Raw genomic sequence first — 23171 nt, forward strand, 5'->3', positions numbered from 1 at the left:
TGTCCTACTCTAGGGAGGCGGCAAACGTTTGCCTAGCTGAATAAATTTATCACTCGATAAGAAAGGGTTATTCTGCAGCGTTAACCCATAGCGAATCAGAACAGATAAGACCATGACCGACCCCTGGCAACGCCTGCCCGCGCTCTCTTTAAAACAGTTGCAATATTTTGTGACGCTGGCGCAGCTGCGTCACTTCACCGATACCGCCAGCCGCCTCGCCATCAGCCAGCCGGCGTTAAGCAGCGCGTTGCGGCAGATAGAGCGGGTGCTGGGGGGAAAACTGGTTAATCGCACCGCTTCGTCCGTGACCCTGACGGAGCTGGGGGCGGCTATTCTACCGCATGCCGAGCGGGTGCTCAGCGTCGCCCAGCGGTCATTTCACGATATGCGGCAGATTGTGGAAGCCGGCGGCGACGGCACCGTGCGTATCGGTTTGGTGCCGTCCGTCGGCTCTCTGCTGTTTCCGACGATACCGCAGCAACTGGCGCGGCAGTTTCCGCGCCTGAAGGTGGAGTTTCACGATCAAACCAACGATTCGCTAACCGCGCAATTGCTGACGGGACAAATCGATTTTGGCCTCGGCGCGTTGGATAGCTCGGTGGCGCCGGAGCTGAAGGTGTTCGCCCTACAGGAAGACCCCTTCGTTGCCGTTCTGCACCGTGACGACGTACTGGCGCAATCCGCGCATTTGCCGTGGAAACTCCTTGCGGGGCGCGATATCGCCGCGTTTTCCAAAGGCAATATCCAGCGGCTTGTGGCGGCGATGGCGGAGAGCAACCGCTTGACGCTGCGCACCCGCTATCAGGTGGATTACATCGAAACCCTGTATGGTCTGGTTCGCTCGAAGCTGGCGGTGGCTATCCTGCCGCAACTTTACACCACGCATTTACAGGACGCGGAATTGACGGTGGTGCAGCTACAGCAGCCGGCGTTGACGCGCACCGTGGCGCTGATGCGCAATCCTCAGCCCTTGCCGCCCCTGATCGAATCCTGTTTTCAGCTTTTGCTGGCGGCTTTGCGCCCGGGGGGACATCAGCGCCCCTGACAAGACGCGCGCCTGTCGTAAAATCTGATGATTTTCGGCGCTGAGCGTATGACGTCTTTATCACACAACCTGTCGCACGAGGTTAAAAGATCCGTTTACAATGCTCCCTGCCGGCATTACTATCCTGAGCAGGGATTAATGTTGAACATTAATTGTAACCTATTGATTTTGATTTAAATGACTCGGGGTGCCCTTCTAGGTGAAGGCTGAGAAATACCCGTATTACCTGATCTGGATAATATAATTATATTATTTATCATGGTGTTATGAATTGTTTTCCCTATTCACTTCCCTAGCCATTCCCAATCTTAGGGAAGTGAGGTGGTACCTATCTCGCTCAATCCCCTGAAATACTCTGCAACAAAACACCAGAAACTGTGCTTTTCGTTTCCTGTCTTCCATCTGTGAGATAGCGTTGTTGCTATTGCTTGGCATAAGATAACGCTCAGATAAATCGGGCATAAAAAATCGTTCGGTATCAGAACAGGATAATAAGAATGAAGTCAGGTGAGGTTATCAAAGCTGCGAAGCAATGGTTCAGGCTGAGCAACTATGATGTTTTACAGGAAATCACGTTAAACGACCTTAGTGACGAGCTGAGTCGCCGGGCAGTTTTGTTCCGTTATGATTCCACCAATGAACAAAGTCCACGCTATCAGCGCTATCTAGAAGAAGAAGCCAAGATACTGGCTGGCACTCCGCTATTAATCAGCTCAACCAAAACTATCCCCCCATCATCCAAAAAGAAAAACCCTCTGGCTGATGCCACATTACATGTTCAGCATATCACCGTTGGGGATATTAGCCGCTATGAGGCAGACTTACGGAAACTCAATTTACTCCAACGTAGCGATGCTTCGTCTGATGCACCATCAGTACCAGTATCAAGAGAACAGGGTAAACAGCGATTAACGGACATCGATCGTCTGAATGATGATCACCCCTTGTATCTGTGGCTAAACATCAAACGTCTGACTGATGATGAAGTTATCGAACATATCAAAATCATGCTCCCACAATGGCGTAAGGAGTATGGCATAACGGAACCAGAGATCGGTTTATTTCGCTTTGGTCTGAGCACGATTAAGAAAGTGATCTCCCTGAGAACTATCCCTATGCTGGATCTGATGTTATGGGCTAATCATCGAGGGGTAAAAATCTCTAATGAGCAAATGTCACGTTTACTCTATCCGAATGATTCAGAGGTGATTAGAGGAGGGGCGCAAATTAAGGATACCGATAAACCTTTTGCGGAAAAAGCACGGACCCGTGAGTTTGCGCGTTTGTTTAACCTCTATCTGAGCAAAGACAGCTACATGATGGATGTCAGAGTGGCTGATGCCATGAAGATGAACGAAAAAGAAGAAGAAAACTAACCTTTCCCACTATCTCCGGGAGCCTGCCATCAAGACAGGTTCCCTTATGCAAAACCAGCGACATTCGCACATTTTCATTTTCCCCAAAATCATATCCCTTCATTGTCTCGAAAGATGTTGTTTACCAACGTCTGCATCTTGTCATTGCCACTTTCCCTAGAATTACTCCTGTCGAAACAAACAGGAGAAGACAATGAAAAATAACAATAAAAATCAACAACAAACAGCGCTCTATGAGCAAAACGAAGTCACACCAAGAAGGCTTATCCGCCTCCCGGAAGTGCTAAAAAGGGTAGGGTTAAGTAGGGCAAGAATGTATGGACTGATCAATGCTGGTCGCTTTCCTAAACAGGTCAGGATTGGTCTGAGATCGGTTGCCTTTATCGAAAGTGAGATAGAAGCGTGGATGGATAGTGTTATTGCTGCCCGTAATGAATCTCACTAATAATATTTTAATAACAACAAGAGGAAATAAAATGAATAATCAAGAAATGAAAAATATCAAAGAGTCATCTACCAATATTTTTACTGCTATGGCGAAGAATCTTTATATCACAGGAATACGTATATATAAAGAACAAGAAGAGTATGAGGTATTGGAAGCCATTATGTTGGATAGTAATAGAACGGAATCATATCTTTCGCATGTAAAAGAGTATCTGGCAAAATGCTTTGATGCACATATGGAAGAAGCGGGTAAAAGAGAAAGACTTATCTATGTTAATATGGATAAAGTCATGTCTGAAATGAGATATATACATACTCAAGCATTACTTTTTAGTATGAGTTAATAACAGCGTATTCAGCCTCGAAAGGGGGTAATAAAAAACACAATGAATTAAATAAGCATTTAACTATGAGGATATAAATATGTCTAAAAAAAGTATAGCTAGTAATAAATCAACCGAACTGTTCTATGACCTTGCTTGTAGGTCGTTTACTGCAAGCTGGAATATGTTCATGGACGTTAATGGCGATGGGGATGCTAATAACTATTTAGATGACCCAGATTTTATGAGTCCATTTATTATCCATGTGATTGACCATATTCAGAACAACTTTGAAAGATTCACTGCCCAAGAGGGAAATAACGGTGATATTAATCAAGTTAACTTTGAACAGGTTGCTGCCATGTTAGTCGAGTATTCAGACAGCTTTAGGAAATAAGAACTAATCTTGCCCCGCAAGGGGCTAACCAAAAATATAAGAGGAAAATATAAATGGTAAACAACAACGAACAAAGTTCTATGACAAATAAAATATCTGTAGTAGTAAGTATGTTGTGCGAAGGAACCCCGAAAGTGATGAATGCTATTCAAGAAAGCTTTGATGTGTTTGTTGCCCTTAGTGGGTATTCAGTAGAAGAAATGATAGAGAATAAGGGTTTGATTGATGCCTTAAATCGACATATCAATAACGATTTAGTTGATGAGTTAGATCTGGAATATGGCTCTGTTATCATCAATATCGTTTATAACAACTAATTACTTTTACTAACTATTAACATAATAAGAGGATTAAAGATGAAAGAGATTATATTAAATAAAAGTGAAGAAGAACAAAACGAACTTATTGCCAACATCTTACAAGGATACTGTGATGAAATATATGCCATTTATGAAAAACATCCTGAAACAGCAATCGATATTTTGAATGATGGGTTCCTTTCAAGCATCACATATGATGTTTTGATAACTCGTGAGATGAAGAAATACTCTATAAAAAATGATGCATCTGATATCAATAGAAGAGATTTAAAAGCCACAATCTTGTATTGGCATCAGGAGCATATCGTTGAACTTGTATCGAAAAATATAAATCAGGATGAAAATCAAGATCCTGTTTATTGGAAACTGAAAATGACAGTTGTTTGATCTTTAGATGTAATGAGTATTCCCTCGAAAGAGGGAAATAACATGAATGATAAACTAAGGGTTATAATATGATTGATGAATTCCACGTAATGTATATGTATAGAAAAATCCAAGCTGAAGCCGCTACTACTGATATAAAGACACTGGAACAGTTTTTGAAGAAGTTCCGCCAAGTTGTTGCGGAGCGTCGTGAGGAGTATTATCAGGAGATTGGCGAGAAGAAGGCGCGTAAGCTGAGGATGAAGAGGCTCCTCAAGTTGATGGCGGAGGATAGGGTATCACCAGAGGATCTCATTGATCGGCTATAGTCAGACATACTAATGCATATTCATCAAAAAATGGAGGTGGTTATGGGCTGGGAGCTTCATATAACAAGAACTGAGCATTGCTTTGATAGCAGCGATAACCCTATAACCAGTGCGGAATGGCTCCAGCTTGTTCATGATGATGAAGAGCTGTCCATCGATAATAAAAATGGTGAGTTTTTCGCTATTTGGAGCGGTCATAGTGAATATGACGAACCTTGGCTAGAATGGGATGATGGAAGAATCTCAACCAAACATCCCGACGAGGCCCTCTATTGTAAGATGTTGCAAATAGCTAAGAAATTAAATGCAACAGTTATTGATGAAGATGATCATAAATATGCCCTACCAAGTGATCTTCTAAATCCATCATGGGCGAATCCGGCACCTGTTGTTAAAAAATATTCTTTTTGGGATAAGTTAATATCAAAACTAAAAAAATAGTTTTGAAAAAGATAGGATATCAACAGAAGAGTTTTGTCACTGACATCACCGTAGGTGCTATCGATGACATCCATATTTCACCCTCCATCGAAGTGTTCAGTGCTGAAAACGGTACAGTCATACCCATGTCTAATACATAGAGGGTAAGAATGTGATCGCAGTACTTTTTGAAGCAGATGTTGTTGCCACACAGCAAGAGCGTTATCTCCAGCTTGCTGCTGAATTGAAACCGTTATTAGCAGATATCGATGGTTTTATTTCTATCGAGCGTTTCCAGAGTCTGACAACGGCAGGAAAGATACTGTCATTGTCTTGGTGGCGGGATGAAGAGACCGTATTGCTATGGAAACAAAATGTTTTGCATAAGGCGGCTCAATCAGAGGGACGTCAATCTATCTTCTCGTTTTATCGCATCCGTATTGCTCATGTACTCAGAGACTATTCATCAGAAACCAGAGGTCAGACCGATGTATGACATCCATGTTGTTTTAAAGAACACGCCGGGCGAACTGGCTGCACTGGGGATGGTATTAGGTCAAAACGGTATTGGCCTTGAGGGTGGTGGCGTATTTTCCGTCTCTGATAAAGCACATGCGCATTTTCTTATTGAAAAGGGAGATGCAGCCAAAACGGTGCTTGAAAAAGCAGGTTTTCAGGTTGAAAGCGTGTGTGAACCATTGATCCGCAAGCTTAAGCAAGAGCGGCCCGGCGAGTTAGGAGAGATAGCGGCAGCGCTGGCTGAGAAAGGGATTAATATCCTGTGCCAATACAGTGACCATGCAAACCAACTGATCCTCGTGACCGATAATGATAGGCTTGCCAGTAAAGTAACGGAGAAATGGGCTGTCGTACCTAAGTAAAATGTTAAAACACGCTAATTCAACTGATAGCGGTGATGAACTGGAACATGCAATGGCAGCCTTAGCTGCTGCCATGTCTGATCCTTCCCGCATAAAAATGCTCTGTGCATTAATGGATGGGCGTGCGTGGACAGCTACAGAGTTAAGTGCGGTCGCTGATATAGCGGCATCAACTGCGAGTGCACACCTGTCCCGACTTGTCAGTGAGGGATTGATTACCTGTCTTTCTCAGGGGCGTCATCGTTATTACCGTCTGGCAGGAACAGACATTGCCGGGCTGATTGAAAACATGATGGGCGTGTCATGGCGTTCGGCATCATCAGCTAAAATCAGCACACCTTCCTCGTTACGGGTTGCCCGGACGTGTTATGACCATCTTGCAGGTGAAATCGCTGTTCAGATCTATGATTATATGGTTGTTGAAGGGTGGATAACGCCAGATGGTGTTTCACTGACGCTATCGGGACAAAAAAAGTTCCGGGAGTTAGGTATTATGCTCAACCCCAAAACACGGCGTAAAGCGTGCTGTGCTTGCCTTGACTGGAGTGAGCGGCGGTTTCATCTTGGTGGCGAAGCGGGGGCTGCATTTTTTACGTATTGTGAGCAAAAAGAATGGTTAACCAGAATTCCGGGATTTAGGGAAGTAATCATTACTTCCAGTGGAAAACGGGCGTTTAAAAAATTGTTCAAGTTGCATACGTAATATAATTTAAACAGCCATTTTCCTGCGTTTTGTATTCGATGTTCCAAAACCTGATGAGATATGAGAAAGCTGTTCCAGACTCAGCTCAACAGAACGCTGAAACTCAAAAGCTGATTCTGTGCGTTGCTTTACCACCAGAGCAACAATCTCAGCGTCTGTTTTTTCTGAAATAGCTCTCTGGTAGATCATGCGCTCATGCATAACATCAAGATTACCGGATGATTTAGCGGCTGTTCTTGCTGTAGAGCTGCTTATAGGATTGAGTTCAACAATAAAGTTATCTATGAGTGATTGTCTCTTCTTATCCAGTCTGCGCAGTTCACTATGAGCAGACCTATATTTATCAACTTCGGTGCCAAAAGGCGTAGCCTCACGAACTTTACGATAACCTTCCAGATAATCATCCATTGATGGTTGTTGTTTTAGTTTTTCTACAGTCTCAAAATAGGTTAATAAATCACTGTTATCTAGTTTTATTTTTCTCATAATATCTCCTTTAATTATATACGTTATAATATATATTAAGGGGTGGAGAGAAAGTGTCAAATATAGAGAAATGACACTAATACAATATACGGATGATAAGATTATATTGTTTCATTGTCATTGATGTATTCATGATAATCATTGAACATGTTATTTTCTGAAACTGAGTCCCAATCAATATCATCATCAGGTGCAGAAAGTAATGGTGTTTCATCTTCCTTTGTTGTTTTTTCTTCGGCGTCCTTATTATTTATAAATATGGACTCTTTATATACGGTAGAAAAAACATTCTCTACGCCTTCACAAGTAGTTCTGAGTGATTTTTTTACATATTCCTTGCGTGTTCCATTAAGAGTCCTGTATTGGCCTTTCAGAAAGAGATTGGCATTTATTAGTGTATGTTTACCATCTAGGATAAGTATGCCTTTATTGATAAGTTTTTTCCAGCATTTGCATACATTTGATTTACTCATGTTCAGTTCTTCAGCGAGTGCTGATTGAGATATACTGGCTATAAGATTACCATGTTGCATGAGCTTACATAATCGGATCATTATTGTATATTCTGCGCCAGACATATTCTTTCCGAGCTTTTCCAGATTATCTAAAAAAGCATGAACATAGGCTATTCCCGGTTGTATATCAGAACTATGCTCTTTCCTTACATTAACAGTTATTTTTTCTTTTCTATTTCTGTTATAAAAACTGTAAATCTCTAGCTTTTGTTTATCTGTGAAGTGATTTCTGTTGATATAGTTTTCTACTTCTTCACTGCTTGAGTTCATTATTGTGTTGTAATCAATGCTCATAAGTATTCCTTTTATTATTATAATGTTTGTTATATATAATGCAGGGCGTTATCTTGTCAAAAATAAATGTGAAAAAAGGAAAAATAATACACTTTTGCGAAATTGCGTTCACTTTTCTGGATATGTCAGATTAGTGAAAAGTTTCCACAGAAGAAACTTTAGTTTCCGTACAGGAAACTTCGGTTTCCTCAGAGGAAACTTAAATTTCCGTACAGGAAACTTTTATCGTCAAATCTCTTTTGAATATAATGAGTTACGACTCCTTAATACTATAATATGTTTAATAACCTTAACGTGAAGTGTGCCGACTAAAATGCACCATCTGATTTAGGTTTTATTTTTACTCTAGGTTATGAACAGCGAGTGATTGTTTTATACAATCACGAAGCGCTGCCGATGACACGGAAGTATTGTTATTGTTTTACTTCTATTTACTGGCGGCTACTGCCGCAATTCTTTATGGATAAATCCATCATTAACAGGGATGAACCCTGTTTCAGCAATGTGATTGTTTTGGACAATCACTAAGTGCTGCTAGTGGGAATATAGTTTTCCTATACGTTTAAGAGCAAATGCTATATGTCAAAGATAACTACTATGTTCGAACATAGGATCAATTTTATAACTTGATGATAAAATGATCTAAAACCGATCCTTTTTGTCTTTACTATCAAACATTGAAACTACCTTATCAAGATAAAAATATATTAATGTCAGAGTTAGGGCGTAGCCGTGCTCATGAAAACAGGTTCATCGTTTTCGTCAGCACATGAGCGTTAGCTCATAGATGGTGGTGATTTTCAAAAAAAGGTCTTAGTGAAATGAAAAGGAAAACTGTGCAATAAATAATATAAGCTGTAATCCTCAATTGATAATTTTATACATTTTGAAACCCCATATGGCGATCATGAAAATCGCCCGGTTTCTATTAATCCTCTTAAGTATTATCTCTTACTTCTTGCAAAATTAAATTAAGAAAAAACCGGCCTGTAGCCCTTATGGTATAAGGCTTAGGACGAAAATATACGACTGACTGTACGGTCAGTGTTCCTGACTCTATAGTCAGTATTCCTGACTGCACGGTGAGCTTTCCTGACTTTGCAGTCAGTTTTTATGTCATTTTTTAGCTTAAAAACGACAGTGCTTTAAATTATCGTCACTGGAATATTTGCGATATTTAAAATATTTTCGCAAAAAAATATGCAAAAAAACTTGATATCTATTTTGTGCATGGTATTTAATTTATTATATATAAAATAACAAGAGGTAATAACATGATGAATGAAATGGATGTTGACTTGGATTTAGGCCTAAATCCCTTTTGCTTTGAAACAGAAATAAAGATTGAAACACGAAAGAAAAATCTGACCGTTTCAAGAGGAACAGAACTTATTGAAAAGAAAGATACCAGTAAAAGTTATTTCGCCAATATTGTTCATACACAAGAGGTCGATAAAGAAGAGTTCATTAAACTCTATACATCTCAGATAAAAGCGTACTTTGATCTCACGAAAACAGCATACAAAGTATTTTTCATCTTTTTACGTATTTATCAGGATGCGATAGGAAAAGATCACTTTTACCTGAGTTGTAAAAAAGCAATGTCGCTTGCGGAAAAGATAGATCACTTTGTCTTATCTGAATCTATCTTTTACAGAGGGATAAAAGAACTCATCGAAAAACGTATTATTGCTAAAACCAATGAGAAAAACTGGTATTTCATAAACCCTGCAATTGTCTTCAATGGTGATCGTGCTCGCTTTGTTTCAGAGATTATAAAAAAGAAAGAAATAATAGAATATGAAAAAAACGAAAATATTATTGGTAATGGCGGTAGCAATAGAAAAGATAAAGACAGGTCCATTGAGGCAGTTATACAAGAAGTTAATAACCAAGAAGACATAGATTTGTTAATCGCAAGATTGCAGGCTAAAAAATCCCAAGGGGAAATGATGAGTAAAAGCATGGATAAATGTATCTCTGCTGAGGGAACAACTCTTTTACCACCAGAAGATCCGTTAGATTGGGATAATATTCAGGGTGAGGGTTTATTTACAAAGATGATATTCAGTGATTGAGTAAATAAGATACGCGAGAGTATCTCATATGGAAGTGCTGGGTAAAATGTTATTGATATGAGCTGAGTTAAATTTGATTTCCCTAAAGAAAATATGGTATTAAAAAATAAAGCAAAAAGGAAAATCAAAGAATGAATAATATTAAAGTCATTACACTCTTTCACGCCCATGAAAAAATTCCATTCCTGACCTGCATAGTAAAAGACATGGAAGAAAATGAACAAGGAATAAATCTTATCCTTGAAAACGGTAATAACATTTATGTGAAAGATTACGATTCTTACTTCTTATCAGAATCTGCAAACGCCTGTGATAGTGAGCGAATGGTAAATGTTTATGGGAGATTAATTTCTGAACTCAGCCAAGTCAGCGAAGATACAATAAGATCGCTGATGTCAGAAACTGAAACCTATAACTGTCAGCATCCCAACACGCCCGTTAGCAAACTGGATGATTATTATTACTGTGGCAGAATGAAAGCTAATCACTCGGATGAACCCAAACTGATGAACGTTCTTGGCTTGCAGGATCTGCGTGAATCCCTACACCAAGACAGCTTCTTGTCAGTGCTGGAAGCCGATGGTGATATCGTTATCCATGACAACATGGGCTATCCAGTGGCTGAGTATTTACATTCTGGCATCAGCATTGGTATAGAACCTGTAAACTCCATACGTCAGCGAGATCTGACCAATGGCTATGTGGTGATGTTCAGGAATGGTGAGTACGAGCATGAGATTGAGGGCGATCTCTATGAAGCGTTATCTCATGCTGTTGATAGGCTTAAGATCGCTGTTGTCATGTTCAAAGCTGGATGATAAACACAGGTACATAGTGTATTAGGTTAGGACTGAACTAATACGTATAAGATGATATTTTTTGATAATAATTTTTCTTTTGTTATAGACTTAGTCATCCTTAGCTAAAATATTTTCTCCATCGGTAGGACGGTGATATCATCCTTGATGCGTGGTCGTATTTATTTAAATGATGGTTTTATATTGAATAATGTTATTAAATTATATCATTACTGATGACAACAATAACCGGATGCTATTTTTTAGAGTGATGCTTATTTATTTCTTCAATAGAGTCAAAAATTCGAACAAAACTTGTGAAATCAATTTTTTCTTTGTTTTTTAAAACCACGTGTTTGGCAAAATATTCCTTCCCATACTCATTGGACTTACAGGTTTTATTGGTCTTGTTAAATACTTTACCATTAAGAGTGGTGGCTAATGTTTTAGCATCGAATAAATCTTCAAGCGACGAATCCTTATCATCTTTTAGAGGCGTGAATATAATATAAAGATTCTTTGTAACCCATAACCAATTCTTCTTTCTTATATCTTCACGGCTTAATTTTATGCTTGGAAAAGTATTTGATGAAAGCAATGACAATATACCATTGTTTCCAGTAGAACCGCTGTCATTATCCAAGATAATGATAACGGGATTAATACCACCTTTCGCCTTATATCTTTCTATATTTTTATCATAGTCTTTGATGAAATTTTTTATATGTGAGCTACCGTCTTCTAACTTTAACAAAAATTTTGTTTTTGCATTTTTAATAAAAAAAGAAATCTTATAATTATTTATCTCCCCTTTATATGATTTCTTTTTTTCAATAAGTGATGGGTATTTTTTGTGCAGTGAGTTTAATGCCACTCTTAAGTAGGTTATGTCAGTCTTCCCTTCTGTGATGATTGTTGGCTTTGCATTAACGTGAAATCTTATAAAATAAATAAAATCAGCAAGCAACCTTTCTCGCTTGTTTAGATTGCTCTTTATATTATAGGGAAGGCCATTATTATATTTATCGATTGAGTCAATAAATCCAAGCATGCCTTGAATTTCATTTATTGTACCAGCGCGAGTTTCTCTTGTTTTTTTGTCTACAAGAGTATATTCTCCGGTTAAAAATAGGTTATGAACCATAGCTCTAACTTTACGAGAGTATTTATTATCAACTGCAACTTTAGAGTTTACTGTTAACCCCGTAACCTCCTGTCTTAGCGTGTTATCACGAAGGCGAACCTTGTCATTATTTATACTAAACCCAGCCCGTAGTATCTCCTTAATAAATCCACCATTTAGATTAACATCTGTATCACTATGGCTTGATATAATAGCTTTAGGGAATATATTTTTATTTGTAGATATGGTTATATCATCAGCATAACGGCTATAAGTACAGCCATTTCTTTTACAAATATTATTAAGTCTCTGATCAAGTGATTGCATAATTAAATTTGTAATCACTGGCGAGCAAGGACTCCCCTGAGGGAGCCTATTTTGATAACAAGCTATCTTGGCTATTAGATTGGCTATATTATTTTGTAGTTCAAAGAACTTATTTTTAATAAAATAACCGCTTACTCTTCCATAATTAAATTGGTCGAAGAAGTTTGAGAGATCAATATTTAGAACCCATTTTCTTGACTTATGCCTTTCAGCATTGGTTATTATATTTTTACCCAGTTCAAAACCATGAGATAATTTATTTTCAGATTTATTCTCATGGCGTATAGTGGCAAGACAATCCAAAAGCAAGTCAGAAATTTTTCTTTGTATCTCTTTCAACTCTGTGTCTGGAGCTGAAATAACTCTTTTTGTTTTATTTTTTTTTAAGATAGTAAAATCAGTATAGAGTTTCTCGGTATCTCTCATATAGACAACTCTAGTTAAAAATACCGGATTTAATTCTAATAGCCGAGCAAAATCTGGTTTGCTAAAGCAAAGCTTCAAACGTGAAAGCTGAGTTGTCATCGTCGCTCCTTGAATAGCGGTGCGCGGGCACTCCTATGCATTTAACCGTTGACCGCAAGATACGCTATGAGAATCATAGCAGGCGAGAACTTGTAACATTGAAAATAAAAGGTTGCGAAACACAACCTAAAAATCTGCCTGCGCACCATTTCTTATGGTTTCATAATAAATATCATTTTTCAATTCTTTTTTTCATTAAACTGCTTTTGATTGATTATCGTTAATATACCGCCGCGAATTATTTATAATTGTAACTATCTATCTTTTAGATAAGTTTTTATGGCTAAAATAAGTAGATTAATCCAATAATCCACGAGATATCTTACTCGCCGTTTGACTGAAATTATATCGGTCAACAACATCCCCTTTGAACCAGATCTCTAAGGATTTCATATGGGCCGTGCTGCTGTTCTTCAGTAGAGCCAGACCGGGAATGTAGTTAGATATCTGGCTCTCACCTGACATGCTGGAATAGGACCACATCTCTTGGCCGTCATTAGTTGCTCGTGTTTGTGGTTCACCAACTATACCTAAAAGAAGTTGGTGAATTGGCAATAAGAATTCAAAAGGATGCCGAAAATGATTAGGAGATATCTGCATAGGTTGATTTCTTATGTATAATACTCAGGTTTTATCTGGCAGCGCTCTGTGTTAAAACACGATTAAACCTAATAATCGGCAGTGAACAGTTGAACTCACAGCGAGAAATGGGCATAGACACATCATTTTGTGTCAAATTTATAACGGTGCAGAATTCTATCCGGCAACAGTATTACCTACAGTCTGCATCGTTACTCTTCTTGTGACACATGAGGATGCTTTCCGATAGTCTTTGCCTCGCATATTTCATTTATAGTTTTTACTGTCCAGCAAAGACCGAGTGCAGCTCCTTCTTCTTTTAAACCTATCCGGCCACTGTAGCAACCAACAAATTCCATTCTATTCTCACCCAATGCTATGTCATCACGCTGCCAGAATAAGGGGTCATCTGGATTAATTGGATTATATGGATTAGTCATGTCCCAGTTTCCTGTATAGGATGCGAAAACTGGTGATCCTGACATTCCTGCGCGAGTTAAGGTGTCTACATAGAATGCAGGTAGTTCTTTGCCATTTTTTAGCCCCCCAACTTCAGAAACCTCACCCCCGATTTTAACAGGATAGTAAGGCTCTGATGCTATATATCCTGATTTCCATAAAGGGAGACCAAATCCAATACTTAAAGAACTGGGAAAGCCAATGATAAATGAGCTATTCCCCGGTTTTACTGGAATCCTTTTGGTGTTAATTAGGTTTACAGCATTATGCATGAAATCAGGACAATTTTGGGGCCTTACCATAGGTATTGCAATAACATCGCAATCTGATCCTAAAACAGGATGTTCATACCACACTGGTGTGTAGTTTTCATATATATTAATTTTATGTCCAACAGGTAGGAAATCATTATTGGATGATTTTCCATCTTTGTAATATACTGAAATTTTCGCTTTTATGTATGTTGGAAATCTATTTCCAGATAGAGGTTCTTTACTTAGAAAATTTTTCCCGGAAATATTGTGCCAATTTGTAATCAGGAACCATGTTTCAGCCAGAGAATAGAAAAATGCCGTACCAGTTGAAATAAGACCCTGATCATCGTACATCAATATTTGAAAGGGACTCTGAGAGTATGTACTCCGTATTCCATTTTCTGGCATATGCTTTTCCTTTGTGTATATAATAATAACAATTTAATCGAAAGTATTATGCTTACATATTAAAAAACCTTACTCTATCCTTTATAACTTCTTTTAAACACTATTTCAACCTATTTTTTAAAATAAAAAATTCTATATATAATTGATAACGTTTTTACAGACAGTATGTAAACTGTTCAAAAAATATGAAACGTTTCCATATAAAACTAAATAATAAATTATTTTTTGTGCAAAAAAATCCAGAGCAAGGAAAAACTCTGGATTCTTTAAGGTATGTAATAAAATTAACATTTGGAGTAGTTATTTATTTACTACTTAATAATACTTAAAACAAAATCATTGTCAAATTTAAAATAGACGTTTACTTGATTAATTTAAAAATATTTAATATATATTAATTGATCCTGTTTATTTAAATTCTTAAACAAGTGAGGTCTTAAAAATAAATTTAACAATGGAGTATGAAATGAAAAAGAACAACATAAAGAAAAACGAACAAAGTTCTATAATTAAAATAAAATATATTTTACCTTTCGCTATATTCATGTCTCTTGCAGCAACAAATGCCAGCGCCGCTGTGTGTAGTCCTACCGTAGAATCGAGTATGAAACAAGCTCAATATAATGCGATGAAAAACGATGCAGCTCAATTAGAGACAGTAGCCGAAGATTTTATGTCAAATATTAATAACTCATTAGAGACTATTGGATGTACCGATGCGTGGCCTACGGGAAACATTGGTATAAACTTACCAAGTTTTGATTCTATCATTAAAAAAGCCAAAGATGCGGCGATAAGTAAAGCCTGTTCTCTTGCGAGAGAAAAGATAAGTTCATTGATGGGAAATATCTCAGAAAGTATTTCAATTGATATGCCTGTGATTGGGAATGTGGCAAGCGGAAGCATTTCAACAGGAACCGGATCTTCATCAAGTAGTTCAGTCAATGTGAATGGCAGTTCAACTGATGTCTGGAGCAGCATCAGTAATTCAATGAAGTAAAAATAAAGAGAAATATAACTATTTGGCTTTGCCGAAATATAAATATTTCGTTTTTAGCATGTAACTCACGTTGTGAGTTGCATAAAAAACAGGGAATGAAAAATGAAAAACATAAAGAAAAAAGAACTATCTGCGATATTATTAGCAATATTAGTTTGCTTGCTCTTAATTCAATCAGCTCATGCCGCTGATCTTTTTACTGTACCAGAAACTGACAAATCAAAGCTATGGGTATTAGATATATTGTTCCCGGAGGATCTATCAAAAAGCCCACTATCGAGTATGTTCACTATTTTAAATAGTGCAGTTTTATTGGTTGGTGGTATTTTGGCAGCGTATACCCTTATTGCAGGAACCATGTCAACGGCACATGACGGGGAAATGCTGGGTAAGAAATGGTCTTCTATGTGGTTGCCAGTAAGAACCGCATTAGGTACGGCAATGATACTTCCTGCAGCAGGTGGTTTCTGTGCGGCACAAGTCGCGGTGTTGTGGATGATCAATCAGGGTGTTGGTCTTGCGGATACAATATGGAATACCTATGCTGCAAATCCTTCCGATGGCGCAGTTATAACGACCTCAGCGTCTTATCAGGAACTCGATAGTGTTGCTAAGACGGCTTTTATTAATCATGTATGTATGATTAAAGCCGATGAATTGTGGACCAAATCATTTAAAAATATGCCACGCTCAGGACAACCTAAGTTTGGTATAACTGAAGACAAAACAGCGTCAGTGATTGCCTATTACTATGGTGCCAATAATGAAGGCAACGAAATGAATAAAAGTCTGCTTTATTCACGATCTGCCTGTGGTGTGATTACTTTAACCGATCCTGACGGTGTTAAAGAACAAGCCTCTGGCATTGCTATGAGGTATAGCGGATACGTGCCAAAAGATCTGCAAGGTGAAGTTAATGAAGTCATAACAACTCAATATTCTGAGTTCAAACGCCTTGATGAAAAAATGGAAACGTTAGCACATGCCTATGTAGCTGATAACAATCTTGATCTTCAAACATATATTAATAGTGCTGTTGATAATTACGTTAATAACATTGACGTTAAGGTAAAGGCATTGTTCTCTGATGGATCAAAATGGGATGGTTTTAAAGAGAATATTCAGCAAGATGGCTGGTTTATGGCCGGAGCTTGGTCGATGAAGCTTATCAGGATCCAAGATGCGATAAATGGTGCGGCCCATAAATTACCAAAAGCTGGCATAGGAACGCTAAAATATGAAGATATTTTCGATAGCCAGTTAAAAGCCATTATGGATAAAGTGGGTCAGGATATGGCAAGAACAACATCTGCATCAAAGTATGCTAACGGATTGGATAAGCAAATTAAGAGCAAAAATACAGAAGAGGATATTCTGAAAGATCGAAACGAAAAAGGTGCAAAAGATGCAGGTATAATCGTTAACAGTTTGAAAACGGAAGCCGATAAAAGTTTGTCAGGAGCAATTACAGGATTTCTCAATAGAAGCGTCATAAATGGCATGAAACAGGGAGATATTGTTTCCTTCTCTACTGATACTACCCGTTCAAATCTACAAGCAGTCAACCCAATTTTAGGAGTAAAAAGCCTTGGTGATACGATTACATGGGCTGGATGGGGATTAGTGGGTGGTGGCGCTATAGCGGGTTTAGCGTCTGGCAGCGTATGGGGAGGAATACAAACAGCGATGGTACTGGCGGTTCCTTTGTGGATGGCCGGAGATACTTTGTCGGTGATTATTCCTATGATGCCTTACCTGATGTGGTTCGGTGTTTGCTTTGGCTGGATCGTGTTATGTGTTGAAGCGATGGTTGCTGCTCCACTATGGGTAGTTGTCCATTTGAACCCAGATGGCGATGGTGTTGTCGGTCGTGGTGGTGCGGGTTATAGCCTTGTCCTTTCATTGACGCTACGTCCAGCATTAATGGTCATCGGATTCATTGCTGCATTAACGATAATGCCAATTTTAGGTGGGATCGTTAATGAGACGTTCGGCGGCGCATTTTCGATGATGGCAGGAGACAGTTTTATTGGGTTGATTGAAGGTCTGGCTGTAATAGGGCTATATGCATATACCATGATCATGGTAGTCAGAAAATCAATGTCATTAATCCACGTCTTACCTGACGAAGTGATGAAGTGGATGGGCGCTCATAGTGGGCAAAACATGGGAGGATATGCTCAGTCAGCAACGAAAGGTGTTGAAGCGGCACAATTTACTCAGGCTTCACTAAATCAGATGTCTCATGCTCTTAATGGCATAAATAACCTTGGTAATCAGAAAAAGAGTAATGATCAGCAGAAACAGCAACAAGAACTTATGAGGCAGCAAAAGCAGCAGGATGGGCAAAAGCAAGCTTCTAATAGAGCAAGGGAAACAGGATCTTCATTTAGAACGCATATGAGCAATGCTGGCCCCTTAGATCAACAAAATGAGTATCAGTCTCTTGAAACAGCTAACTCTGCTTATAATGCGGCTGAGGCTGCGGAAGAAGTAGGAGATACAGCAGGAGCAGCAGGCTATATGGATGTCGCTCAAAAAGCGGCTAACAGAGCGGTATCTTTTGGTGAGCATAACAGACCGTTGTTGCCACAAAATCTTCAAAGTAAAGGAACTCCAATAGAAAATTTTAAGGCTCCTGATAAAGGGGGGAGTAATGGATCTTCTGGTGGAAGTGAAGAACCGAGTCAGTGATGAATAAAGTATTAACAGAGGGCTACGACCCTCTTTAATTTTAAGTGATAAATACAAATTTATTTATCTGAAAATATTTCAAGATATTTATTAAATGGTTATTTGTCATTTATATAAATGTGATTAAATAAAGCAGCGCTTGGTGATTGTTGTCAACATCACATCGCTGTGATGAGCTTGTCTCTGAAATGATGGATTTATCCATATAAAATATCAATAGTGGTCGATAATAAATAAAGTGGAGAATTTTTAGCACTGTATTCTATTTAAATTCTTGTTGTTATTTGACAGTGCGTATTAAATTGATTAATTAACAAGGAGTGTAATGAATAAAAGGAGTAGGGCAATGAATAATAATCAATTTAAAATAAAAGCATTAAGAACAACATGTGCAATATGCTTCGCCATTTTATATACAAACTATGCAGCGGCCGCTTATCCAGTAACGAACTATGTTCTTGATCCTTATTTGATGGGACAATCTCCTACGTCATTAGGAAATGGTTTGATTGAAACACTGGTATCGATGAATGATAAATTGGCACAGGCAACGATAACAGCAAATGAAAATCAGAAAAATCAGGTTGTAAGTAATGCCAATCAAGCCATCCAAGAACAGAGAATGCAAAATATTTTAAAAAGAATACCTGATGCCAATGCTTGTGAAGAAATTACATCAGCGGGTGGTCGTGGTTCAGCAGGATCGAATACAAGCTCAGCTAAAGAAGCTCTGTCTGAAAACAGTGTTAAGATTTTTACAGAAGCGAAAGATGGTAAAAGCGAAGCAATAAGTAATGTTATTGGCAGGGTGTCGATAGGTGTTTGTTCCGAAGAGGACGTAAAATATAACAGAGGTGGATGTAGCACTATAGGCCAGTATCCTGATAAGGACAAGTCTGCATCCAGCTTAATTACGCCACCATTATCTAAATCCGATATTGTAGCTAATAAGGTTTCAAATCAATCTTATAATATTAGTCAGATAAAAGTTGCCGAGGCTGCAAAAAGAAATCTTATAGGAAACTTACCTGTTGAACCATTAAAGAACAAAGGTCTGGAAGATACGTCTGAAGGGCGTGAATATCTTTCAGCTTTTTCAAGCTTTGTCGCCAGAAGCACAGCTGGAACAAACGCTATTGATTCCATACTGGCAATAAAAAAAGCAAGTAATGTATCGGTTAACTCCAGAGGAGCCAACATAGGATCTTCATTAGGTTCTACACAGGGCGCTAATCTTGCGTGGACTGATACGACCGTGAAAAGTAAGTATGCAACCCTTTTCCCCGGCGCGACATTCCCTGATAATCCATCGGAATGGGAAATGTTGAGATATGAGATCTATTCCCGTTATGCGGATACAACAGGTGCTGATGCTTGGCAGGTTAAGATCAGTAGTGCTGATGAAAAGGAAACTGCGCATGAGCAAGCAAGAATGCAGGCGCTTGATTTAAGATTACAAATGCTTCAAATCGAAAGAACAGAAGACACAAATATTTTGCTTGCAGCTCTGATAGGCCAACAGCTACAACCCATTGATAAGCAAATATTGAATAATCTGAAAACTAATGCGTCAAAATCAACTCAGGCTTCATCCAATTAATTTTCATTGTAATAAATGAGGGTATATAGAGAGTTTCGGCTCTCTTTTTATTACATGGTTATTAATACATGAGGTAATGAATATTTTTTTCAATTTACTAAATTTGCTTTTTCTAAAGCGATCAGTTAATTAAAGATAAAAAATTATGGAGATATTGATGATTAAGGTATATGAGCAGTTTGAAAGCATAATGGGAAAACTAAGAGGTAATATTTTATTTTTGGTTTTGATCCTCGTCCTGTTTGATTCGTGCATTAGAAATAAACACGATTATCTTGTTGGTGTCCCTTTGTTTTTTGTTTGTGATGTTTTTTCAGAGTGGCTTTATAAGCGTTTCGAGAAAAATAAAATATTGATAAAGATAGTATCATTAATTATTTCCTATGGAGTAATGATAGTGTTGGTTGTGGGTTTTATAAAATCTCGATGAATAAAGCTATGTTTTATAATCAATGAATTATATATTAACTCCAGATATAGAAAATAATAATGGTGGCATTATTTATCTAAAGTATTATCTTTTACTATTATATTATCTGATTGTTTTTTCTTAGCATAATCCCTAAAAATATCTTCATACTCTTTTAATTCTTTAGGAGAAGTATAACGTTTGTGCTTAAATTCAATACTGGAAAACCAATAGTAGAGAACGACTCCTGCGGTGGCTGAGAATCCAAGTGATGCGGATTTTACCCAGTTGTTTCGGTGATTTTCATAATTTATGGCTAAAAATATCAGAGAGATAAAAACCATAAAATGGACAAAATACGATAAAAGGTTTTCTTTACCCACAAAATCCCCATACCATTTTTTATTTTTCTTGATTTCTATATAATAAGGTAAATCTAATGTTAGACGACCTTCTAATCTTGAAAAATATCCAACAGGTTTATTATATTTATCTATGATATCTACCAGTATTTCATGAAACTGTACATCTTGAATACCAGTTAAATAAGCGTTTAGATCGTTTTTAACGATCTTTAGTTGTGGAGATGCATCAATCTCTTCAGGAGTGAATTGTGCTAAGTCAATAACCTCTTTCACGCGCGGTTCTTTATTTTTGAAGATAACAGCAGCCAACGCAGCTGAAGCTCCAATCAATGCTATCGATGATAGTCCAATTGCCATTGTTTTTCTCTGTCCCCGTCGTTGATTATAATGCCACTAATCTGCCATAACCTGTCCGTGTTGAAAAGTTCTATTAGTGCAGTAGAGCGGTTCTTTTCGGCAAGGTTAGTTCGTTTTTGAATGGTTTCAGCATTGCTACGCGAATACTGTGATGTTCAGTATGGATGAGATTTGGAGAATTTACGTAGAAAACGGGGATAGAGCCTCAACAGATGCTGAGGCATTACGCAAGGCAATTTATTCAATCTTAAGGATCGCTACAATGATGGCTAGTCCTACAAAGAAAATAGTATTCTTTATCCACTGCTTTTGATTGATTGTGTTTCTGGATAATATCTTAAATTGTTTAACTATGCTTGTTGCTTTAATATTTGAAATTATTTTACTATCTTCTGGGATCTTTTCGATGAGGCCAAATAACCAATTCGCTTTAACAAAAGTTAGAATAAAAGCTACAGGAATAGCCAAAGAAACAGTTAGGTGTTTTTGTTTAAGGGAAAAAGTAATTACAAAAATAATCAGCAGTATAATCATGAGGATAATCCATGTTGGTATATTGCAGATACTATTTTGGCTACTCATTTTAATTGGCTGTTTTTTATTTCCTTTTCGCTTGACACTTTCTTCTTCGTTAAATAGGTTGGGATTGATTGGTTCTTTTGTTTTAGGATCGTCGTATGATTTTTTCATCAAAATATCCATGAAGAGGAATTATAGGCGAGTGAATGGGAAGCATGATTAACGGCGCTTTAGTAAATGCAATAGAGATTTATGAAGAGATAGGCATATCTCTCCTTATGGTTTATTTTTTAGCTCTCTATCAGGGAACGGGAATTTTAAACAATTTGCCTCCAATGTAAGACCACCATCATTTATCCATTTCCACCATTTTTCTCTGTATTCTTCGACTGAACAATGGTCTTTCTGAAGCTGGATTTCATCCAATATATTTTCCTTATTATCAGGCCATTGTTCTTGAAGACGATTTAATGTTCGCTCAAATATATTTACTTTCATTATCAATTTAAATGAAATCATCCTTTGTTGTTCCAAGCGTTGCTCATACCCATCAATAACCTTCTTGTGACTATTGATTGTCTGGTTAAGGCGCATTTGAAGATTATGAGTTTTATCGTTTGCTGCGGATGCTTCAAACTGCGCTGCCTGAGCATCTAATTGTGCCTGATTTGCATTGGCATCTGCTTGATTCAATCTTGAACGATTGTTAGCTGCTTCATAATCATAGTTCCAATATGGATTATTACCTTTACCCCAATATCCACCCGCCATATTATATATCCCCTTGTCAAATATTTATTACATAGTTATATAATTAAACATTAATCAATTAAAAAGCAAATAATTTTATTAATTAATGTTTTTAATAAGTAATCATTCAGTAAAAAATATTAATAATATTAACTAGCCAAGTATTGTTATAATATATATTTATGGAATACCAATATCCAACGCTCGCAAAGACCTTGATTGCCTGCAGATGATTTATTTACGGCTGGGATATTTACTTTCCAAGCCGGATTATGAATATCATCGGTTAAGATCGTTATCCCTGAACGTTGATTCGCTAAAAGCTTTTCTTTTCCATTAGCGATAGCGGCATTATTCATTCCTCGCAACGTCCCATTACCATAAAATTTACCGGCTTCTGATATGGTGTAGTTAATTTCCCTGATGTTGTCATAAGAGTAGGTTTTATCTTGTTCTTTATTAAAGATGCGAACGGTGCGCTGCTTGGTATCAATGACAATCCCTGTGTTCTGGCATTCATACGATAAAATATCACCGTCCAATACTTCTGAAAAAGAGTTGTAATGCTTCTTTTTTTGTATGTCTATGGTGGTAATGATAATGATAAAAGCCACCACTAAAAATATGATAAGAACAGCTTCCACTTTGCTTGTCTCCCCGCCAATGCCTTAACTACATCCGCTAATCATTAAAAGACGCTTCTGGCTTGGTTTTTCTCTGCCAAAGCATCTATCCCTGCGTGGCAAGCATACCATTCTAAAAGCCAATCTCAAGCAAAATGATCGGTATAACAGATCGATAATTACATATTGATAGATAGTAACGATTAAAAATCGTTTATCGATCGGTGTTTTAATTAGTTTAATCGATCGAATAACTAATTATGATAGTTAATTACTATCGTTATTTTGTTTTTGATCGTTATAAACGATATGACGAGTCGTGAAAATAATTAAATTATATCAATTGGTTAAACAGGTTATTTTGTTGGGCTATGCCTATCAAAGCTTGATGACGTCTCTACT

General features: G+C 37.7%; 26 protein-coding genes. 17 read left to right on the forward strand and 9 right to left on the reverse strand.

Annotation, left to right across the window (positions count from 1 at the left end; translation table 11 throughout):
• The first annotated feature begins 112 nt into the window (after window positions 1–112).
• The 12 genes from VSX58_RS11155 to VSX58_RS11210 all read left to right on the forward strand — a co-directional run bounded on the left by VSX58_RS11155 (window position 113) and on the right by VSX58_RS11210 (window position 6607).
• Window positions 113–1045 carry a LysR family transcriptional regulator gene (locus VSX58_RS11155; RefSeq protein ID WP_327618134.1) on the forward strand — a complete coding sequence of 311 codons (933 nt, stop codon included), beginning with the start codon at window positions 113–115 and terminating at the stop codon, window positions 1043–1045.
• A gap of 497 nt (window positions 1046–1542) precedes the next feature.
• On the forward strand, window positions 1543–2421 hold the full coding sequence (locus VSX58_RS11160) for a DUF6387 family protein (RefSeq protein WP_327618135.1): 879 nt from the start codon (window positions 1543–1545) through the stop codon (window positions 2419–2421).
• Between the two features lie 193 nt (window positions 2422–2614).
• Complete coding sequence (locus tag VSX58_RS11165; protein WP_327618136.1) at window positions 2615–2866, forward strand: helix-turn-helix transcriptional regulator; 252 nt, start codon at window positions 2615–2617, stop codon at window positions 2864–2866.
• Window positions 2867–2897: 31 nt separating this feature from the next.
• Window positions 2898–3212, forward strand: coding sequence for a hypothetical protein (locus VSX58_RS11170; RefSeq protein ID WP_327618137.1), 315 nt, complete (start codon window positions 2898–2900; stop codon window positions 3210–3212).
• A 79-nt stretch (window positions 3213–3291) separates the two neighbouring features.
• Complete coding sequence (locus VSX58_RS11175) at window positions 3292–3588, forward strand: hypothetical protein (protein ID WP_327618138.1); 297 nt, start codon at window positions 3292–3294, stop codon at window positions 3586–3588.
• Between the two features lie 80 nt (window positions 3589–3668).
• Window positions 3669–3905, forward strand: coding sequence for a hypothetical protein (locus tag VSX58_RS11180; protein WP_327618220.1), 237 nt, complete (start codon window positions 3669–3671; stop codon window positions 3903–3905).
• Between the two features lie 39 nt (window positions 3906–3944).
• Window positions 3945–4295: a hypothetical protein gene (locus tag VSX58_RS11185; RefSeq protein ID WP_327618139.1), complete on the forward strand. Its 351-nt coding sequence runs from the start codon at window positions 3945–3947 to the stop codon at window positions 4293–4295.
• Between the two features lie 68 nt (window positions 4296–4363).
• Window positions 4364–4603 (forward strand): H-NS family histone-like protein, encoded by a 240-nt coding sequence (locus tag VSX58_RS11190; RefSeq protein WP_327618140.1) that lies wholly within the window; start codon window positions 4364–4366, stop codon window positions 4601–4603.
• A 42-nt stretch (window positions 4604–4645) separates the two neighbouring features.
• The gene (locus VSX58_RS11195; RefSeq protein WP_151241760.1) at window positions 4646–5044 is read left to right on the forward strand and encodes a hypothetical protein; all 399 of its coding nucleotides are present in this window, start codon (window positions 4646–4648) and stop codon (window positions 5042–5044) included.
• Between the two features lie 151 nt (window positions 5045–5195).
• Window positions 5196–5519, forward strand: coding sequence for an antibiotic biosynthesis monooxygenase family protein (locus VSX58_RS11200; protein WP_151241761.1), 324 nt, complete (start codon window positions 5196–5198; stop codon window positions 5517–5519).
• On the forward strand, window positions 5512–5904 hold the full coding sequence (locus VSX58_RS11205) for an amino acid-binding protein (protein ID WP_151241762.1): 393 nt from the start codon (window positions 5512–5514) through the stop codon (window positions 5902–5904). Before VSX58_RS11200 ends, VSX58_RS11205 begins: the two co-directional genes overlap by 8 nt.
• 1 nt (window position 5905) lies before the next feature.
• Window positions 5906–6607: an ArsR/SmtB family transcription factor gene (locus VSX58_RS11210; RefSeq protein WP_151241763.1), complete on the forward strand. Its 702-nt coding sequence runs from the start codon at window positions 5906–5908 to the stop codon at window positions 6605–6607.
• Between the two features lie 6 nt (window positions 6608–6613).
• Here the strand turns inward: VSX58_RS11210 and VSX58_RS11215 are convergent, their stop codons facing one another.
• Complete coding sequence (locus tag VSX58_RS11215; RefSeq protein ID WP_151241764.1) at window positions 6614–7093, reverse strand: DUF4756 family protein; 480 nt, start codon at window positions 7091–7093, stop codon at window positions 6614–6616.
• 101 nt (window positions 7094–7194) lie between these two features.
• On the reverse strand, window positions 7195–7902 hold the full coding sequence (locus VSX58_RS11220; protein ID WP_151241765.1) for a replication protein: 708 nt from the start codon (window positions 7900–7902) through the stop codon (window positions 7195–7197).
• 1277 nt (window positions 7903–9179) lie between these two features.
• Between VSX58_RS11220 and VSX58_RS11225 the strand changes: the two genes are divergently transcribed.
• Together VSX58_RS11225 and VSX58_RS11230 are read left to right on the forward strand one after the other, a co-directional pair.
• The gene (locus tag VSX58_RS11225) at window positions 9180–9980 is read left to right on the forward strand and encodes a hypothetical protein (protein WP_327618221.1); all 801 of its coding nucleotides are present in this window, start codon (window positions 9180–9182) and stop codon (window positions 9978–9980) included.
• A 131-nt stretch (window positions 9981–10111) separates the two neighbouring features.
• Entirely contained in the window at window positions 10112–10798 is a 687-nt protein-coding gene (locus VSX58_RS11230; RefSeq protein ID WP_327618141.1) for a hypothetical protein, read from the forward strand.
• A 235-nt stretch (window positions 10799–11033) separates the two neighbouring features.
• On the opposite strand, the gene VSX58_RS11235 is transcribed toward VSX58_RS11230, so the two are convergent.
• The 3 genes from VSX58_RS11235 to VSX58_RS11245 form a co-directional block, all read right to left on the reverse strand.
• On the reverse strand, window positions 11034–12752 hold the full coding sequence (locus VSX58_RS11235) for a retron Ec67 family RNA-directed DNA polymerase/endonuclease (protein ID WP_327618142.1): 1719 nt from the start codon (window positions 12750–12752) through the stop codon (window positions 11034–11036).
• 297 nt (window positions 12753–13049) lie between these two features.
• A complete protein-coding gene (locus VSX58_RS11240; RefSeq protein WP_407654867.1) occupies window positions 13050–13307 on the reverse strand; it encodes a hypothetical protein in 258 nt (85 codons plus the stop codon).
• A gap of 236 nt (window positions 13308–13543) precedes the next feature.
• The gene (locus tag VSX58_RS11245; RefSeq protein WP_327618143.1) at window positions 13544–14452 is read right to left on the reverse strand and encodes a hypothetical protein; all 909 of its coding nucleotides are present in this window, start codon (window positions 14450–14452) and stop codon (window positions 13544–13546) included.
• A gap of 466 nt (window positions 14453–14918) precedes the next feature.
• Here VSX58_RS11245 and VSX58_RS11250 point away from each other — a divergent pair, with 466 nt between their 5' ends.
• The 3 genes from VSX58_RS11250 (at window position 14919) to VSX58_RS11260 (ending at window position 19746) form a co-directional block, all read left to right on the forward strand.
• Window positions 14919–15452 carry a hypothetical protein gene (locus tag VSX58_RS11250; RefSeq protein ID WP_327618144.1) on the forward strand — a complete coding sequence of 178 codons (534 nt, stop codon included), beginning with the start codon at window positions 14919–14921 and terminating at the stop codon, window positions 15450–15452.
• A gap of 102 nt (window positions 15453–15554) precedes the next feature.
• Window positions 15555–18146 carry a DotA/TraY family protein gene (locus VSX58_RS11255; RefSeq protein WP_327618145.1) on the forward strand — a complete coding sequence of 864 codons (2592 nt, stop codon included), beginning with the start codon at window positions 15555–15557 and terminating at the stop codon, window positions 18144–18146.
• A gap of 346 nt (window positions 18147–18492) precedes the next feature.
• Window positions 18493–19746, forward strand: coding sequence for a hypothetical protein (locus VSX58_RS11260; RefSeq protein ID WP_327618146.1), 1254 nt, complete (start codon window positions 18493–18495; stop codon window positions 19744–19746).
• Window positions 19747–20244: 498 nt separating this feature from the next.
• On the opposite strand, the gene VSX58_RS11265 is transcribed toward VSX58_RS11260, so the two are convergent.
• From VSX58_RS11265 to VSX58_RS11280, 4 genes are all read right to left on the reverse strand, one after another.
• Window positions 20245–20877, reverse strand: coding sequence for a hypothetical protein (locus tag VSX58_RS11265; RefSeq protein WP_327618147.1), 633 nt, complete (start codon window positions 20875–20877; stop codon window positions 20245–20247).
• 237 nt (window positions 20878–21114) lie between these two features.
• On the reverse strand, window positions 21115–21567 hold the full coding sequence (locus tag VSX58_RS11270) for a hypothetical protein (RefSeq protein WP_327618148.1): 453 nt from the start codon (window positions 21565–21567) through the stop codon (window positions 21115–21117).
• 105 nt (window positions 21568–21672) lie between these two features.
• Window positions 21673–22167: a hypothetical protein gene (locus tag VSX58_RS11275; protein ID WP_327618149.1), complete on the reverse strand. Its 495-nt coding sequence runs from the start codon at window positions 22165–22167 to the stop codon at window positions 21673–21675.
• Window positions 22168–22313: 146 nt separating this feature from the next.
• Complete coding sequence (locus VSX58_RS11280) at window positions 22314–22790, reverse strand: DUF4755 domain-containing protein (protein WP_327618150.1); 477 nt, start codon at window positions 22788–22790, stop codon at window positions 22314–22316.
• Window positions 22791–23171: the final 381 nt, after the last annotated feature.

The sequence above is a fragment of the Brenneria populi genome, from assembly GCF_036016195.1.
In the GTDB taxonomy this organism is placed as follows: Bacteria; Pseudomonadota; Gammaproteobacteria; order Enterobacterales; family Enterobacteriaceae; genus Brenneria; species Brenneria populi.